Genomic DNA, 15,817 nt, shown 5'->3' on the forward strand with positions numbered 1-15,817 from the left:
GGTCGGCTCAGGCGCTCCTGACACAATGGCCCCGTGACCCGCGCATCCCTGGACAAGCAGCCGCACGAAGTCGCCTCGATGTTCGACGACGTGGCGGAACGGTACGACCTGACGAACGACGTGCTGTCACTCGGGCAGGCGCGGCTGTGGCGCAAGGAGGTCGCGAAGGCGGTCGACGCGCGGCCCGCGCAGAAGGTCCTGGACCTCGCGGCCGGCACGGCGACCTCGTCGCTCCCCTTCACACGGACCGGCGCATACGTCGTCCCGTGCGACTTCTCGCTCGGGATGCTCCAGGTCGGCAAGAAGCGGCATCCCTGGATGCCCTTCACCGCCGGCGACGCGACGAGGCTGCCGTTCAAGGACGACACCTTCGACGCCGTCACCATCTCCTTCGGACTGCGCAACGTGCAGAACACGGACGCGGCGCTGCGCGAGCTGTACCGGGTGACCAAGCCCGGCGGGCGGGTCGTGATCTGCGAGTTCTCGCATCCCACATGGGCGCCGTTCCGCACGGTCTACACGGAGTACCTGATGCGCGCGCTGCCGCCGGTGGCCCGCGCGGTGTCGTCCAACCCCGACGCGTACGTCTACCTCGCCGAGTCCATCCGCGCCTGGCCCGACCAGCCGGCCCTCGCCGAGCGGCTGTGCAAGGCGGGCTGGTCCAAGGTGGCGTGGCGGAACCTCACCGGCGGGATCGTGGCCCTGCACCGGGGCTTCAAGCAGGACTGACCATGTAAGGGTCGCCCGGCTCGTTCAGCTCGCGCTGCATTCCGCCCCGGGGCGGTGGCGGCACGCGCGGCTCCCGTACGCCCGCTCCTCCGCCGCCCTCGCCCTCACCGAGGTCGAACCAGACGGTGACGACGGCACCGCGCGGCACCTCGGCGCCCGGCTGCGGGTACTGCCGTACGACGTAGTCGACGACGATGTGGTGGAAGTCGGGCCGGTCCGGTGCGGCGAGCAGGACGCCCTGCTGCTTGGCGGCCTCGCGCGCGTCCATCGCCATCAGACCGATCAGCCGCGGCACGCGCACTTCGGGTGTTTTGGGTGGTATAGGCACAGATGTCACCCCCAGCGGTACTGGAAGGGTAACCGGCCGGGGGTGCCACCCGGAAGCGCCGGGTGTCTTTCTGTGACAGTCGATCACACAGGGTCACAGATCGAGCCGGTAGCAGTGGCTCTGCCGCTGCGACGACGGCCTCTCGTACGTCTCCGCGAGGCGCATCCCCAGCCGCTGTGCGACCGCGATGGACCGCGTGTTGCGGGTGTCGACCATGGCGACCACGCTGCTCACGCCCGCCGCTCGCACGCGCTCCAGGGTCGTCCGGGCGGCCGCCGTCACATACCCCTTGCCCCAGTGCGCCCGCCCGAGCCGCCAGCCGATCTCGATCTCCCCCTTCGGTCCCCACTCGCGCGGCCACGGCTGGGCGCCCGTGAAGCCGATGACCTCCCCGGCCTCGTCGAGCACGCTCCACAGACAGAAGCCGTACTCGGCGTCGTGCCGGCGCTGGCGGGCGGTGAGCTCCTCGTAGACGGACAGCTCGGCGGCCTGGCCGCCGAGGAACTCCATGACCTCGGGGTCGGCGAACACCCGGTGCCAGGCGAAGGCGTCCTCGTCACTGGGGACGCGCAGCCGTACGTCGGGGAGAGCTCGGTTCATGGGGGCAGCCCTTCAGCCGGGAGGTCGGTGACGCTGAATAGACTGCCCATGTCCAGTGCCCGTCAGCACGCCGTTTCGGCCGCGGTTTCGCCGGGGCCTTCCTCGCTGCTGGCGCCAGGCGCTGGTGTTGCCGTCGTCGAGTCTTGGGGAGAACCCGCCGTGACCGAGCCCCAGCCCCTTACCGAACACACCGCCGATGTGATCGTCGTCGGGGCCGGGCCAGCCGGTTCCACCACCGCGTACTACCTCGCGAAGGCGGGCCTGGACGTCCTGCTGCTGGAGAAGACCGCGTTCCCGCGCGAGAAGGTGTGCGGTGACGGCCTGACGCCGCGCGCCACCAAGCAGCTCGTCGCGATGGGCATCGACATCTCCGAGGAGGCCGGCTGGCTGCGCAACAAGGGTCTGCGCATCATCGGCGGCGGGGTGCGGCTCCAGCTCGACTGGCCGGATCTCGCCTCCTACCCGGACTACGGACTGGTCCGCAAGCGCGACGACTTCGACGAACAGCTGGCCCGGCAGGCGCAGAAGGCGGGCGCGCGGCTGTACGAGCGCTGCAATGTGGGCGCCCCGATCGTCGACGACCGCACCGGCCGTATCACCGGCGTGCACGCCAAGCTGGGCGACGAGAAGCGCGAGGTCACCTTCCACGCGCCGCTGGTGGTCGCGGCGGACGGCAACTCCTCGCGGCTGTCGCTGGGGATGGGCCTGCACCGCCGCGAGGACCGCCCCATGGGCGTCGCGGTCCGTACGTACTTCACCTCCCCGCGCCACGACGACGACTACCTGGAGTCCTGGCTGGAGCTGTGGGACCGGCGCGGCGGCCAGGAGCGGCTGCTGCCCGGCTACGGCTGGATCTTCGGCATGGGCGACGGGACGAGCAACGTCGGCCTGGGCGTGCTGAACACCTCGGAGTCCTTCAAGGAGCTGGACTGGCGCGAGGTGCTCAAGGCCTGGTGCGCCTCGATGCCCGAGGACTGGGGCTACACCCCCGAGAACATGACCGGCCCGATCCGCGGCGCCGCCCTCCCCATGGCCTTCAACCGCCAGCCGCACTACACCAAGGGCCTGTTGCTCGTCGGCGACGCGGGCGGCCTGGTGAACCCCTTCAACGGCGAGGGCATCGCCTACGCCATGGAGTCCGGGCAGATCGCGGCGGACGTCATCGTCCAGGCCGTGGCCCGCGCGACCCCCGGCCAGCGCGAACTCGCCCTGCACAACTACCCGAAGATCCTGAAGGACACCTACGGCGGCTATTACACGCTGGGCCGCGCCTTCGTGAAGCTGATCGGCAACCCGAAGGTGATGAAGGTCGCGACCCAGCGCGGCCTCACGCACCCCGTGCTCATGAAGTTCACCCTGAAGATGCTCGCCAACCTCACCGACCCGACGGGCGGCGACGCGATGGACCGGATCATCAACGGGCTGAGCAAGGTGGCCCCGCGTTCGTGATCAAGAAGCGGCCCCCTTTCCACCTCCCGCCGGGACGTGGAAAGGGGGCCGCGGTCACTCCGTGACGCCGGGCGTGCCGGTCAGTTCCGCGCGGGGCGGCGGCGCTTCACACGGAACAGGACGAAGCCGGCGGCCAGGAGCACTGCGGCGGTGGCAGCAGCGACTCCGATCCGGGTGCCGGTGTCGGCGAGGCCGCCTCCGCCGCCGTCTCCGTCGTCGTTGCGCGGCGGGGTGCCGGCCGGTGGAGTGTGGCTGCCGGGGCTGCTCGGCGCCGGGCTGCCCGGGGTGTGAGTGGGCGTGGGGGTGGGCTTGCCCGTGGGTGTCGGGGTTGGTGTCGGGGAGGGCGGGACGCTGCCGCCGTTGTCGATCTTCGCGGCGCCGTTGCCGCCGAAGAAGCCGGTATAGGTGCTGCGGTAGCCGGTCTCCTCGCGGAGGGACCGCTTGGTGGTCTTGTCCAGGGCCGGGTGCTCGACCGTGAAGCGGGCCCGGCTGATCTTCTGTTCGGGCTGCTTGGAGAAGTCGACGCCGCCCACGCCCTGGTTGTAGACCTTGCCGCCGTAGCGCAGTTCGAACCAGTCGATGCCCTCGCGCAGGGACTTCATGTACTTGTCGTACGTGCCCTGCTTGGTCCAGTCCTGGTTCGGGGCGCGCAGCGGCCACCGGCTCACGTCGTTGCTGTTGATGATCGGCCGGAAGTCGGTGGCCTTCTTCGCGTCCTGCTGGCGGATGAACTCGGCGGCCACGCGGGACTTGTACACGCGGCGCAGGTCGGCGTACGTGGGAGCGGTGTTGACCTGCTTGTCGACCTGCGGCATCACAGAGCGGCGCAGCAGGGCCTCGCTGGTGCGCTTCTCCGGGTCGGTCAGGTCGCAGACGCGGGCGCCGGGTGGGTGGTACTTGACGTCCATCCACTCGGTCGACACCTTCAGGGGGGCGTCGAGGATGTAGATCCCGCCGTCCTGCTCGCGGACCTTCGCGGGCTCGGGTTCGATCCACAGCCGCACGGAGGGGAAGCAGGGCAGCCCGTCACGTCGGGGGACGGTGTCCCAGAACGTCTTGGCGTCCGGGTTCTTGTCCGGGTTGATGGCGTGCGCGAAGTCGGTCTTCATCGCGAAGTCGGCGTCCAGCAGGATGCGGCCGGCGTCGGTCTTCGCGAAGGTGGAGTCCATGATCTTGTCGGGCTGGTCCGGGTTGAGGTTGACCCAGAACTTGTCCGGCGTGAGCGCGAGCCAGGTGAACATGGCGTCGGAGGCGAGCTGGAGCTTGGCCTGGCCGCCGTAGCCCGGGTCGGTGTCCTCGTCGTCCACGTAGTCGGCCTTGAACGAGTAGTCCAGTGCCTTGCCCTTGACCGGGTTTCCGACGTACTGGAGTTCCAGGGTGGTGAAGTCGACGCCGCCGGGTCCGCGGCCGAGCGCGGAGCGGGAGTTGACCGCGTTGAACTCTCGCTGGATCGCCTTGGCTTCGGCCGGTGTCCTGCCGGAGCCGAACGCGATGTCGTCGATCGGACCGGCCGATCCCTGCCGGGGGTTGGGGTTCATCACGTTGTACGTCGTGGAGTACTTCGTGGTGGGGAAGACGCCCTGGCCGGTGGCGTTGCGCTGGTAGATGCGGACCGGGTTGCCGGTGGTGCCGCGCTCGCCCTGGAGTTCCCGGTTGAGCCTGCCGTACTGGTTGACGGTGCCCTTGGCGGCCTTCTCGCCGCCGTAGACGACGAGCTTGTTCTTGGTGAAGTCGTAGGTGGAGTCCTTGTGCCGCAGGACGATGTTGTCGTCGCGGAACTGCTTGGACCTGTACTTCGCGGTGGACTTGAACTCGCTGAACTCGCCTTGCTTCTGGTTGTAGGCGTCGTACTTGCGGCGGGCGAGGAGGTTGCCGTCCTTGTCGCGGATCTCGACCGTGACCTCGCACAGCCAGTCCGGGCCGACCATGTTGAAGTCACGGACGGTCTTGGCTTCGAAGGCGGCACCCTTGCGGTTGTTCTTCTCGTTGAGGATGAGCCGGTTCTTCAGCCAATTGCCCCAGCCGATGTTCGGGTTCTTCGCCGTCGCCTTGAACCGGCCGTAGCGCGCGTAGACGGCCCGCTTCATGTCGTCCGGGTTCTTCGTCCGGGCGTACTCGGCGTCCCACTTGTCGATGTCGTCGTCCGTGTTACCGGCGGCGGCGAGATCCCCGGGGCTGGGGGCCGGGAGGTTGTCCCAGCCCTTGAAGGTGTTGTCGTAGACGTACTGTTCGGGCTCGCCGCCCCAGCTTTCCTCGAACTGGCCGCCGCCGAGGGGTGCGCCGGAGTTCGCAGGGGTACGGGAGTACGTCTTGCCGAGGTGGTACTCGTCGCAGCGCTTGCCGCCGATGATCTTCGCGGTGTCGCCCGGCGCGGCGTGCGCGAGGGTGGGCGGAAGCCCGACCAGCATCATTCCGGCCGCAGAGGCGACCGCGAGCGCGGACGCGAGGCGCCGGCGCAGCCGAACTCTCAATAAGGTGCTCAAAGCGTGTCCCTGGTGGGGGGCTCAGGGGACGAGGTCAGTGGACGGGATAGGGCCCCCGTGACATGTCCCTGCCCACCGCCTTTACACACTAGAACCTCAGACGGCCCACAGCGCAGCAGTTGTCGACGCTCGGCATGTCAACTCGGCCGTGCTGCTTGCCGGTTCGCCGGGCTCCGGCGTGTTCGCTACCGTGACCACCCATGACCACTTCCGCGGATCACGGCACGGACCCGACGCGGCACCCGGAGCTCCTCGCATGGCTGGACGGGCGCCGGCAGGCCTTCGACCAGTGGGCGCAGCAGACCGGCGTCGAGCGGCTCGACTTCAGCCCCGACTCCCTGAACGTGCTCGAAGACCTTCTCCGCGCGTCGTTCACCTCGGATGAGGAGATCCGCGCGCAGCGGCTCGACCCGTTCGTGCAGGGCGCCGTCTGGTACCTCGGGGAAGTGATCTGCCGCGCCAAGGGCATGGTGTGGAAGTACGAGCGCGACGTCGACCTGGCCGACACAGCTGCGACGCCGCCTCTGTTCGGCCCGGACGCGCCGACGGGCGTTCTCGACACCCCGTGTGTCAGCTTCCCGGAGGACGGCCCCGAGCGGGGCCTGTACCCGCTGAACATCCTGTGCCGCACGCTCGTCGCCAAGGACGAGCTGGGTGAGCCGGTCGATGAACACCTGGTCGACGCCCTCGCAGACGACTACCTCGATGACGAGTTCGACGAGGACGAGGACGAGGACGAGGATGAGGACGAGGGCGACGACGGCGAGGACTGGGCGGTTTCGTTTGGATCACCTGGCTGACCAGAGGAAGATGCTCGCAAGGTGGAGTCCGGCCAGGTAGATGGCTGCTGTCTTCTCGTAGCGGGTGGCGATGCCTCGCCACTGTTTCAAGCGGTTGATGCAGCGTTCGACCGTGTTGCGTTGCTTGTAGGTCTCGCGGTCGAAGGCGGGTGGCCCGCCACCCCGGCTGCCGCGTCGCAGACGGTGGCCGCGTTGATCGGCCGGCACGGGGATGACCGCCTGTGGCTGGCCGCGGTTGGTGCGGAGTCCCCTCGCCTCCTGGAGCGGCCTACCGCGCGCCAGGTTGTTCAGCTCGGTGATCGCGGTCCCTGCGTGCGGTGCTCACGCTTCCCCGTCGTTGGTGTCCCGGTCGCTGTGGGCGAGGCGCTCGCTCTGGTGGCCTGGCGCGTCCGCTCTGCACGGTCGGAAGCGGGCGAGGTATGCCGGGCTTGGGCCGCGGCGCTCGGTCAGGTGGAGGCCAGCGGCGTCGGCGAGCCGGTGCAGCCGGCCGAAGGAGATCCAGTGCCGGTCGAAGAACTCGCCGATCACCAGCCGCCCGCCTGGTGCCAACACCCGTGCCGCCTCGCGCAGTACCCGATCCGGCTCGGGGATCTCGCCGAGCGCGGTCACGGCGTATACGGCGTCGAATGTCCCGTCGGCGAAGGGCAGTTCACGTGCGTCCGAGCGGGTGGGCGTGATCGTCGCCAGGCCGTCGCGCTCTGCGCGGCACATCACGTGGTCGAGCATCTCCTGCTGGATGTCGAGCACATCGAGCCGTCCCTCCGGCCCGAGCTGCGGGGCGACGTGCAGCGACTGCAGTCCGGTCCCCGGGCCGATCTCCAGGATCCGCTCCCCCGGCCGCGGCCGCAGTACGGCGTCCATCCGGTCGGCTGTCAGGAACGGCAACGGCACGTCGAGGAGGCCGCGTTGGGCGTACGGATAGGGCGCCGTGTCGCCCAGCCACCAGGCGGCGGCCAACGCGGCGCCGACGCCGGCGGCGACCGCCCAGCGGGTCCGGGCCGGGATCGGGGCGACGGGGGCGGTGGTGATGCGGTGCATGGTGTTCTCCGGTGGATTGGTTTGGTCCGTGGCATGTGGCTGGGCGGTCGGCGTCACGCGTGCCGGCTCAGCGCCCGCAGTGCCAGCCGGCCGCACAGCGCGGCGAGCGGCAGCTCGGCGCCGAGCGCCATGGCGACCGCGGTGGCGAAGTCGCCGCCCGGGGCCGCGGTCGTGGTGTCGAACCAGGCGTCCACCACAAGCAGCGTCGCGGTCGCGGCGGCTGCCAGGGCGTGCCGCCGGTCGCCGCGGGCGGCGAGGAGGCCGGTGGCGATCAGGCTGAGCGCCTCCAGCGCGTCGAGCCCGACCCAGGCGACCGGCCAGTGCGCCGCGGTCGCGGTGGCCGGCAGGCCGGTGGCCAGCACGTACAGCCATGGCAGCAGGGCGAGCCCGCAGGCGACCAGCAGCCACCCGGCCCGCCGCATGCCCCGCGCCGGGCGCGGCTCCTCCGCCTCTTCGTGGAGCGGGATGACCTCGGTACGGTCGAAGCCCTCGGCACCGGCCAATTCGTCATTGCGCAACACCAGTTGACGCATCGTCTTCCCCCGCTCCCCGCCGGCTCTGCCCTTCACGTGCTCCACCCTCCGCCGCACACGGGGGCGCCGTCAGTCACGCAGGGTTCCGACCCGGGGTGGAGAAAAGTGCACCTCCGAACCGGGCGGGAGCGTCATGGCACGGGGATGGCCTGCGGCTTTACCGTTTGACGCATGCAACTCACGACGTGGCTGCAGCTGGTGCTGGGCCGGCCGTTCCGCAGGGCGGGACACCGGACCGCGCTCGTCGCCGCCGGCCTGCCGCTCCACCTCGCCGTGGTGCCACTGTGGCTCTGGCTGGCCGCCGCGATGGCGGGGGCGCCGGCCGTGATTCCGCTGCCCGTGCTGCTCACACTCTGGGTGACACCCCTGCTGACCGTCGGGCAGCGGCGACGCTACCGGGCGCTCGTCGGCAAGGACCTCCCGCGCCCCGCCGTACCCGGGTCGGGACGCAACTGGAAGTCGGCGGTACGTCGGCTGACCACGCGGGCCTTGTGGCGGCAGGTCTGCTACCACGCCGTGGCGGGTCCGCTGCTCGCCGTCCTGGACCTCGCCGTCCTCGCCGTCTGGGCCGCCGCTCTCGTGGCCGCCTCCATCTACGTGTGGATCTGGGCGCTGCCCCCGCAGTGGCGGGTCACCGACCTCGGGTACACCACGCAGGCCGCGTACATCACCGCCGGCGGCCTCGCCCTGCTGTTCCTCGGGCCCCGGCTGACCGGCGCTCTGGTGCGGCTGGACACCCGGGCGGCCGAGGTCCTGCTCGGCCCCAGCCGCACGGAGAAGCTGGCCCGCCGGGTAGCCGACCTCGCCGAGAGCCGGGCCGGCGTGCTCGACGCCGCCGACGCCGAGCGGCGGCGGATCGAGCGCGACCTGCACGACGGCGCACAGCAGCGCCTCGTCTCACTCGCCGTCAACCTGGGCCTGGCCAGGTCCACCCTCGGCGACCTGCCGGAGGACGCCCGCAAGGTGATCGACGAGGCGCACCGCGAGGCGAAGGAGGCGATCGCCGAGCTGAACAACCTGGTGCGCGGCCTGCATCCGGCCGTCCTTGAGGACCGCGGCCTCGACGCCGCGCTGTCCGGGGTCGCCGCCCGCCTCCCGATCCCGGTGCGCGTGGCGGTGGACCTGCCGCAGCGCCCCTCACCCACGGTCGAGGCCGTCGCGTACTTCGTGGTCTCCGAAGCCCTGACGAACGTGGTCAAACACGCCCAGGCGACCCGGGCGGACGTGACCGTGGAGCGGATCGGGGAGACACTGCTGGTGGTCGTCGCGGACGACGGCGCGGGCGGCGCGGATCTCGCTGCGGCCGGCGGTGGCACCGGGCTCGCCGGGCTCGCCAAGCGCGTCGCGTCCGTCGACGGCACGTTCTCCTGCCGCAGCCCCGCCGGGGGCCCGACCGTCATCACCGTGGAGCTGCCGTGCGCGCCGTGATCGCCGAGGATTCCCTCTTGCTGCGCATCGGCGTGGTCAAGGTGCTGGAGGCGGCCGGCTTCGAGATGTGCGCGCAAGTCACCGACGCAGAAGGGCTGCTGGCAGCCGTCGAGGAGCACCGGCCCGACATCGCCGTGGTCGACGTGCGCATGCCGCCCGGCTTCACCGACGAGGGAGTGCGCGCCGCGCTGGTGATCCGCCGCCAGTACCCGCGTACCGCCGTGCTCCTGCTGTCGCAGTACGTGGAGGAGCGGTACGCCGCCGATCTGCTCGCCGCCAACACCTCGGGCGTCGGCTATCTGCTCAAGCAACGGGTCGCCGACGTCGAGGAGTTCGCCGAGGCGGTACGCCGGGTGGCGGCCGGCGGCACCGCGCTCGACCCGCAGGTCGTCGCGCAGCTGCTGGTGCGCCGGCACAGCGATCCGCTCGACCGGCTGACACCGCGCGAGCGGGAGGTGCTGGAGCTGATGGCGGGCGGCCGGTCCAACTCCGGCATCGCCGCCGAGCTGGTCGTGAGCGAGAGCGCGGTCGCCAAGCACATCAACAGCATCTTCACCAAGCTCGACCTGCCCAAGGCCGACGCCGACCACCGCCGCGTCCTGGCGGTGCTGCGCTTCCTGGGCGTTGCGACCGCATAGTGCGCGATCACGCCCCCATGCCCACAACACGGTCGAACGCTGCATCAACCGCTTGAAACAGTGGCGAGGCATCGCCACCCGCTACGAGAAGACAGCAGCCATCTACCTGGCCGGACTCCACGTTGCGAGCATCTTCCTCTGGTCAGCCAGGTGATCCAAACGAAACCGCCTAGGCTAGGGCTTGTTCCTCGGATCAGCAGAAGTCGGGCGAAGACTTTCGAGACGATCGGTGTGTACGGCGCCTCGGGTCCGCCATGACCATCTCCTGACCGATCTCCGGCCGGATCATGACCAGCCATTCATCGTGCCTTGACCTGTGGTGACGGGCCTTTGACAGCAGGCTCGACGGGCTTGTAGACGTGAGGGGCCTCGGGCTCCCGCGGCTCGCCTGTCGGCCCGGTGGAACGTCCGTCGCATCCTCATCGACCGTGAAGGACAAGAGTGTTCCTTTCCCCATCGCGCGCCGCCGGAGCGGCACGTGTCATAGGCACTGTCGGCGCCGCGGCCGCACTCTCCATCGGTGCCGCGCACACGGCGCTGGCGTGCAGCATCAGCGACTTCTCGGCGGCGGCCGTGTGCGACGCGGGCGGCAAGGGCGTCATCCGCGTCACCGACAAGGACGCCTCCGGCACCCCGGCCACCGTCAGCCTGTACATGCAGCTGAGCATGCCGGGCGGCGAACGGCTCGTCGACACGAGGACGATCGAGCACCCGACCGTGCAGGGCGTCTCCGTCGATCTCACCCCCCTCGACTGGTACGCGGGGGAGACCTTCCGGGTCCACGTCACCGCGGGCGACAAGGTCAACGACGACATCCGGCCGCTGACCGTCGTGGCGGACGAAACCTGCGAGTCCTCCGGCTCCACCTCCCCGGCGCCCACCACTCCGTCCGCGAATCCCTCCTCGGCGTCCTCCGCCACCCCGACGACGCCGCCGAGCCCGGCGCAGAGCAGTGGCGCAGCCGCCGTACCGGGTGCGAGCAGCGCCCCGTCGCCCGCGGGTGGTGGCGCCGGCCTCGCCGAGACCGGCGCGGGCAGCGGCACCACGGTGATCGCCGGCATCGCCGCCGCCCTGGTCGTGGCCGGCGGCGGCGTGGTCGTCGCGCTGCGCCGCCGAGCGGCACACCGCTCCCACTGACAGCCCCTGTCGCACCGGCACAGGGCTTGAGCGGGGCGGCACGGCATCAAGGTGACGTCGAAGGCTGTGCCCAGCCGCTCAGCGCCTCGATGTTGGCGGCCCGGCGTGCGAGCACCTCGTCGCGCCGGGCCGCCATCTGCCGCAGCGCGTCCTTCCGGTCCCGATCGGGGAGCCGGTCCAGGTAGACGTGCCCGTCGCAGTGGTCGGTCTCGTGCTCGAGGCAGCGGGCGAAGTACCCCGTCCCCTCGATGACGAGTGGCTCCCCGTCCTTGTCGAGGCCGCGTACCACGGCCCGGTCAGGACGCGGTACGTCCACGACGGCACCGGGCACCGACAGGCATCCCTCGCTCTCCTCGAGCAGCCGGCGTCCGGTGGGGGCGAGGGTGTCGAGCACCGGGTTGACGACGTGCCCGACATGCCGGACCCCCTCGTCGTCCGGGCAGTCGTAGACGAACAGTCGCAGACCGACCCCGACCTGGTTCGCCGCGAGACCGGCCCCTTCGGCGATGTACATCGTCAGGAACATGTCGTCGATGAGCGCGGCGAGATCGGGTCCGAACTCGGTCACGTCCCGGCACGGCTTGTGCAGAACCTCCTCACCGACCTCGGTGACGCGCCGCACCTTGCCGCGCCGGGCCTCGGGCGCGAGCGGCGGATACGCGTCGACGGGCCTGCCCTGGACGAAAACGCTGGGCATCGCTGTGTCTCCTTTGGTGTGAGGATGCTGTGGCGGCGGGAAATCGGGCTTCCGGCATCCGGAGTCCCTCCCTACCCTCCGGGACTCATGACAACAGAACCCGCGCAGCAGCCGCAGGAGAACACCGGCCACACCCGCAGACGGTTCCTCGCGGGCGCCGGAGGAGTGGCGAGCGCGCTCGCCTTACGGCCGAGCGGCAGCGCCCGTGCCGCCACCCGCAAGCACGTCGCCGTGCTCGGCGGCGGTGTCTCGGGGCTCAGCGCCGCCCAGGAACTCGCAGAACGCGGCTATGCCGTCACCGTCTACGAGTACTACGACGTCCTCGGCGGCAAGGCCCGCTCCATGGACGTGCCCGGTACGGGGAGCGGTGGCCGCAGACCGCTGCCCGGCGAGCACGGCTTCCGGTTCTTCCCCGGTTTCTACCGGAACCTGCCGGACACCATGCGCCGCATCCCCTTCCCCGGCAATGCGAACGGCGTCCACGACAACCTGCGCAGTGGAACCGAGGAGTTGTTCGCCCGCAGTTCCGGCCGTCCCGACCTGCACTTCCCCCTGCGCCGGGTGACCACCCCGCCGGCCCCCGACGACATCACCCCGTCCTGGCTCCGCGACCAGATCCTGTCCGTACTGGACCTGGGCACCCGCCTGCCCGCCCACGAGGCCGCCTACTTCGCCGACCGCCTCCTGGTCCACCTCACCAGCTGCGACGCCCGCCGCGAGGACCAGTGGGAGAAGACGTCCTGGTGGCGGTTCATCCGGGCCGAGGAGATGAGCGCGGAGTACCAGACCCTCCTCGGCATCGGCCAGACCCGCAACCTCGTCGCCACGCGCGCGGAGGTGGCCTCCACGCGCACGGTCGGCCGCGTCATCATCGAGGCCCTCATCCTCTGGGGCCTGCTCGGCCGCGGCCTGGACGGCGACGCCGACATCGACCGCGTCCTCAACGCCCCGACCAGCGAGGCCTGGATCGATCCCTGGGCCGCGCACCTGCGCTCCCTCGGCGTCGAGTTCGTGCTGGGCACCGAGGTCCGTGAGGTGGGTTACGCGGGCGGGCGCGTCACCGGCGTGAGGGTCGCCGCGCGCGACGGCGGCGACGAGCGCACCGTCACCGCCGACCACTACGTCTCCGCGATGCCCGTCGAACACGCCCGCCGCACCTGGGGCGCCGCCCTGCGCGCCGCCGACCCGCAGCTCGCCCGGTGCGACGCGCTCAGGACGGACTGGATGACCGGGGTGCAGTTCTATCTGCGCACGCCCACGCCCGTCGTCCACGGGCACATCAACTGCCTGGACTCGCCCTGGTCGGTCACCGGGATCGGGCAGGCGCAGTTCTGGGACGTACGGGACTTCTCGCGGGACTACGGCGACGGTCAGGCGCGGGACTGCCTGTCCGCGATCATCTCGGAGTGGGACAAGCCCGGCATCCTGTACGGCAAGACGGCCCGCGAGTGCACCAAGGAGGAGATCGTCGCCGAGCTGTGGGCCCAGCTGAAGGACGGACTCAACGACTCGGGGAAGACCACGTTGAGGGACGAGGACCGCCTGGGCTGGTTCATGGACCCGGCGGTGACCGGTCTCGGCGGCCCCGACCCGCAGAACCGCGAGCCGCTCCTCATCCATCCCACGGGCACGCTCTACAACCGCCCCTCGGCGAGGACCGCCGTACCGAATTTCTTCCTCGCGGGCGACTACGTCCGGACGGACGTGGACCTGGCGACGATGGAGGGCGCCAACGAGTCGGCGCGCAGGGCCGTCAACGCGCTGCTGGACGCGGACGGCGCGGACGCCGAGCGGTGCCGGATCTGGGAGCTGTACCGTCCGCCGGAGCTGGAGCCCCTCAAGCGGGTGGACGAGGTGCGTTACCGGCTCGGCCTGCCGAACACGTTCGACGTGGGGTGAGCGAAGGCGGCCGGGGACGAGCCGGGAGGGCCGTCGCCTCGAACGGGCGACGGCCCCGCGATCCCCGTACCGCTTACGACGGCTCGGTCAGAGCACGCGGACCGCGCCGGACGGCGGGTCGTACGACAGCGGGTGCTCCCCGACGCCGCTGGAGGGGTTCTGCGCGCCGACGAACATGCCGTCGCCCACGTACACCGCGACGTGGTAGGCGCTGCCCGCGCCGCCCCAGTACAGGATGTCCCCGGGCTGCAGGTTGCTCAGCGAGACCTGGGTGCCGGCCGTCGACTGGTCCTGGGAGACCCGCGGAAGGTTGATTCCGACCTGCTTGAAGGCCGTCTGCACCAGTCCGGAGCAGTCGTACGCCGACGGACCGGTGGCGCCGGAGACGTAGGCCTTGCCGATCTGCGCCTTGACGAAGGCGACGACCTCCGCGGCCGAACCGGTGGCCGTGGAGGAGCCCGTCGAGATGCTGGTCGCGGCGGCGAGGACGGTCCGCTCGGCGCTGCGCGAGGCGGCCTCCGCCTGCTTGCGCTCCGCCTCGGCCTTCCGCTTGGCCTCGGCCTCCTTCTTCTTGGCCTCCGCGAGGTCCGCCTTCGCCTGCTTCGCGGCATTCGCGGCGGCCGTGTCACGCTCGACCTGCAGCTGGTAGTTGGCCGCGGCCTGCTGGGTGGCCGCCGCGGACTGTGCGACCTGCGTGGCCACGTCGGCCGTCAGGGTCGGCAGCTCGAGCGTCTGGGTCACCGGCTCCGCGGCGTCGGCCGATGCCGAGGCCCCGGCCACGGCCAGGGTGCTGAGGACACCACCGGCGACTGAGGCCCGCATCGCGATGGTCGACGCGCTGCGGTTGCGGGGCTTCCGGTGGCTGCGTATGTGAGCGGTGTGGGACATGGGGACAAGCGGTACCAGGGACTCCTCCATACCTTCAAGAAACGTGTGGTGCGCCACAGTTGTTCAATGGGCGGCCTGAATCCCGGGCGTGTCATTCTTTATTGACGCCGTAACGGGCAAAGCGGACAGTGATGATCAAGGCTGTGATCATGGGTTTTCGTCGTTACGTCCCGAATTGCTCCTGGCTTACCACTGGTTGAGGCGAATAGCCAAGCCCGCTTTATTGAACCCTCACACGGATGTGGCACAGGTCACGGAACGGTCACTGCCGCGGGGGCGTCTCGCGCGCGCAGCGGGCGACTCGGTCCGTCCGCCTGCCCTGCCGCTTGTGAATGCATGCACCTCTGGGCGTGAAGCCGCCCCTCTGCTCGTGAACGCGTGCACACGTCCACATTCGCCCCCGCCCCTCCCTCTGAAGTGTGAACGGGCTCCCCTATCAAGGGTTCTGGTCCAGCGCCAATTTGCTTTGAACGCTTGCCGTTTGATAGTGCAAGACCGCCTCTACCAGCGGAGACGAGCGAAAATGTCACCTCTTGGTGATCACTCGACTGCTTCGCGTACGTAGATCACCGCTCATCCGACTTCATGATCCTTCGCCGGGTGGTGGAGATCACAAAGTACGTGCTGACCCCCGTGTCGCAGATCACACACCCGCGGGCATAAGATGCACGGCAGTTGGGCTTGTGACCTGCTTCACATGTCCGCGATCTTCGCTGGGGCAAGCGGGGCTTTCGGGACATGTGGGACGGAAGTGAGCCCAGCGCAACCGCCAGCAGTCAGTGCCGACTGAGAGGAGCGAGGAGCGGTGAACGCGTATGCGCCCATCCTCGTACTGGGAGCCCTCGGGGCAGGCTTTGCGATCTTCTCCGTGGTCATGGCCACGCTGATCGGTCCGAAGCGGTACAACCGCGCCAAGCTCGAGGCCTACGAGTGCGGTATCGAGCCGACCCCCACGCCGGCCGGCGGCGGGCGCTTCCCGATCAAGTACTACCTGACGGCGATGCTCTTCATCGTCTTCGACATCGAGATCGTCTTCCTCTACCCCTGGGCCGTCACCTTCGACGCCCTGGGGATCTTCGGGCTCGTGGAGATGCTGCTCTTCGTGCTCACCGTCTTCGTCGCGTACGCGTACGTATGGCGGCGCGGCGGCCTGGAATGGGACTGAGGGGC

General features: G+C 70.2%; 15 protein-coding genes and 2 pseudogenes. 9 read left to right on the top strand and 8 right to left on the bottom strand.

The genetic code is table 11. The features are described 5' to 3' along the window. Positions 1 to 33: 33 nt before the first annotated feature. Positions 34 to 729 carry a demethylmenaquinone methyltransferase gene (locus SY2F82_RS10370; RefSeq protein WP_200418734.1) on the top strand — a complete coding sequence of 232 codons (696 nt, stop codon included), beginning with the start codon at positions 34 to 36 and terminating at the stop codon, positions 727 to 729. Here the strand turns inward: SY2F82_RS10370 and SY2F82_RS10375 are convergent. Continuing rightward, positions 716 to 1,057: a PASTA domain-containing protein gene (locus SY2F82_RS10375; RefSeq protein ID WP_236041337.1), complete on the bottom strand. Its 342-nt coding sequence runs from the start codon at positions 1,055 to 1,057 to the stop codon at positions 716 to 718. The two genes, SY2F82_RS10370 and SY2F82_RS10375, sit on opposite strands and share 14 nt — an antisense overlap. A 93-nt stretch (positions 1,058 to 1,150) precedes the next feature. Next, a complete protein-coding gene (locus tag SY2F82_RS10380) occupies positions 1,151 to 1,657 on the bottom strand; it encodes a GNAT family N-acetyltransferase (protein ID WP_200418735.1) in 507 nt (168 codons plus the stop codon). Positions 1,658 to 1,816: 159 nt separating this feature from the next. Between SY2F82_RS10380 and SY2F82_RS10385 the strand changes: the two genes are divergently transcribed. Next, positions 1,817 to 3,106, top strand: a complete 1,290-nt coding sequence (locus SY2F82_RS10385) for a geranylgeranyl reductase family protein (RefSeq protein WP_200418736.1) — start codon at positions 1,817 to 1,819, stop codon at positions 3,104 to 3,106. Positions 3,107 to 3,186: 80 nt separating this feature from the next. On the opposite strand, the gene SY2F82_RS10390 is transcribed toward SY2F82_RS10385, so the two are convergent. After that, on the bottom strand, positions 3,187 to 5,589 hold the full coding sequence (locus SY2F82_RS10390; RefSeq protein ID WP_200418737.1) for a hypothetical protein: 2,403 nt from the start codon (positions 5,587 to 5,589) through the stop codon (positions 3,187 to 3,189). 200 nt (positions 5,590 to 5,789) lie between these two features. Between SY2F82_RS10390 and SY2F82_RS10395 the strand changes: the two genes are divergently transcribed. Further along, positions 5,790 to 6,389, top strand: coding sequence for a hypothetical protein (locus SY2F82_RS10395; RefSeq protein WP_200418738.1), 600 nt, complete (start codon positions 5,790 to 5,792; stop codon positions 6,387 to 6,389). Here the strand turns inward: SY2F82_RS10395 and SY2F82_RS10400 are convergent. The 3 genes and pseudogenes from SY2F82_RS10400 to SY2F82_RS10410 all read right to left on the bottom strand — a co-directional run. Continuing rightward, positions 6,378 to 6,602 (bottom strand): annotated as a pseudogene (locus tag SY2F82_RS10400) (IS5/IS1182 family transposase); the annotation flags it as partial. The gene SY2F82_RS10395 and the pseudogene SY2F82_RS10400 overlap by 12 nt on opposite strands. 108 nt (positions 6,603 to 6,710) lie before the next feature. After that, complete coding sequence (locus SY2F82_RS10405) at positions 6,711 to 7,427, bottom strand: class I SAM-dependent methyltransferase (RefSeq protein WP_200418740.1); 717 nt, start codon at positions 7,425 to 7,427, stop codon at positions 6,711 to 6,713. 53 nt (positions 7,428 to 7,480) lie between these two features. Then, entirely contained in the window at positions 7,481 to 7,996 is a 516-nt protein-coding gene (locus SY2F82_RS10410) for a hypothetical protein (RefSeq protein ID WP_200418741.1), read from the bottom strand. A 135-nt stretch (positions 7,997 to 8,131) separates the two neighbouring features. Between SY2F82_RS10410 and SY2F82_RS10415 the strand changes: the two genes are divergently transcribed. The 4 genes and pseudogenes from SY2F82_RS10415 (at position 8,132) to SY2F82_RS10430 (ending at position 11,163) form a co-directional block, all read left to right on the top strand. After that, positions 8,132 to 9,388, top strand: coding sequence for a histidine kinase (locus tag SY2F82_RS10415; protein ID WP_200418742.1), 1,257 nt, complete (start codon positions 8,132 to 8,134; stop codon positions 9,386 to 9,388). Continuing rightward, the gene (locus SY2F82_RS10420; RefSeq protein WP_200418743.1) at positions 9,376 to 10,026 is read left to right on the top strand and encodes a response regulator transcription factor; all 651 of its coding nucleotides are present in this window, start codon (positions 9,376 to 9,378) and stop codon (positions 10,024 to 10,026) included. The genes SY2F82_RS10415 and SY2F82_RS10420 overlap by 13 nt, the downstream gene beginning before the upstream one ends. Next, positions 10,025 to 10,180, top strand: a pseudogene (locus SY2F82_RS10425) (IS5/IS1182 family transposase); the annotation flags it as partial. The gene SY2F82_RS10420 and the pseudogene SY2F82_RS10425, both read left to right, overlap by 2 nt. Before the next feature lie 287 nt (positions 10,181 to 10,467). Beyond that, positions 10,468 to 11,163, top strand: coding sequence for an LAETG motif-containing sortase-dependent surface protein (locus tag SY2F82_RS10430; protein WP_200418744.1), 696 nt, complete (start codon positions 10,468 to 10,470; stop codon positions 11,161 to 11,163). 46 nt (positions 11,164 to 11,209) lie between these two features. On the opposite strand, the gene def is transcribed toward SY2F82_RS10430, so the two are convergent. After that, the gene (def, locus tag SY2F82_RS10435; protein ID WP_200418745.1) at positions 11,210 to 11,860 is read right to left on the bottom strand and encodes a peptide deformylase; all 651 of its coding nucleotides are present in this window, start codon (positions 11,858 to 11,860) and stop codon (positions 11,210 to 11,212) included. 87 nt (positions 11,861 to 11,947) lie between these two features. Here def and SY2F82_RS10440 point away from each other — a divergent pair, with 87 nt between their 5' ends. After that, complete coding sequence (locus SY2F82_RS10440; RefSeq protein WP_200418746.1) at positions 11,948 to 13,759, top strand: FAD-dependent oxidoreductase; 1,812 nt, start codon at positions 11,948 to 11,950, stop codon at positions 13,757 to 13,759. Positions 13,760 to 13,846: 87 nt separating this feature from the next. Here SY2F82_RS10440 and SY2F82_RS10445 read toward each other — a convergent pair whose 3' ends face one another. Continuing rightward, entirely contained in the window at positions 13,847 to 14,647 is an 801-nt protein-coding gene (locus SY2F82_RS10445; RefSeq protein ID WP_200418747.1) for a C40 family peptidase, read from the bottom strand. Positions 14,648 to 15,452: 805 nt separating this feature from the next. Here SY2F82_RS10445 and SY2F82_RS10450 point away from each other — a divergent pair. Then, on the top strand, positions 15,453 to 15,812 hold the full coding sequence (locus SY2F82_RS10450; protein ID WP_003992243.1) for an NADH-quinone oxidoreductase subunit A: 360 nt from the start codon (positions 15,453 to 15,455) through the stop codon (positions 15,810 to 15,812). Positions 15,813 to 15,817: the final 5 nt, after the last annotated feature.

The sequence above is a fragment of the Streptomyces sp. Y2F8-2 genome, from assembly GCF_014905555.1.
Lineage (GTDB): Bacteria > Actinomycetota > Actinomycetes > Streptomycetales > Streptomycetaceae > Streptomyces > Streptomyces cynarae.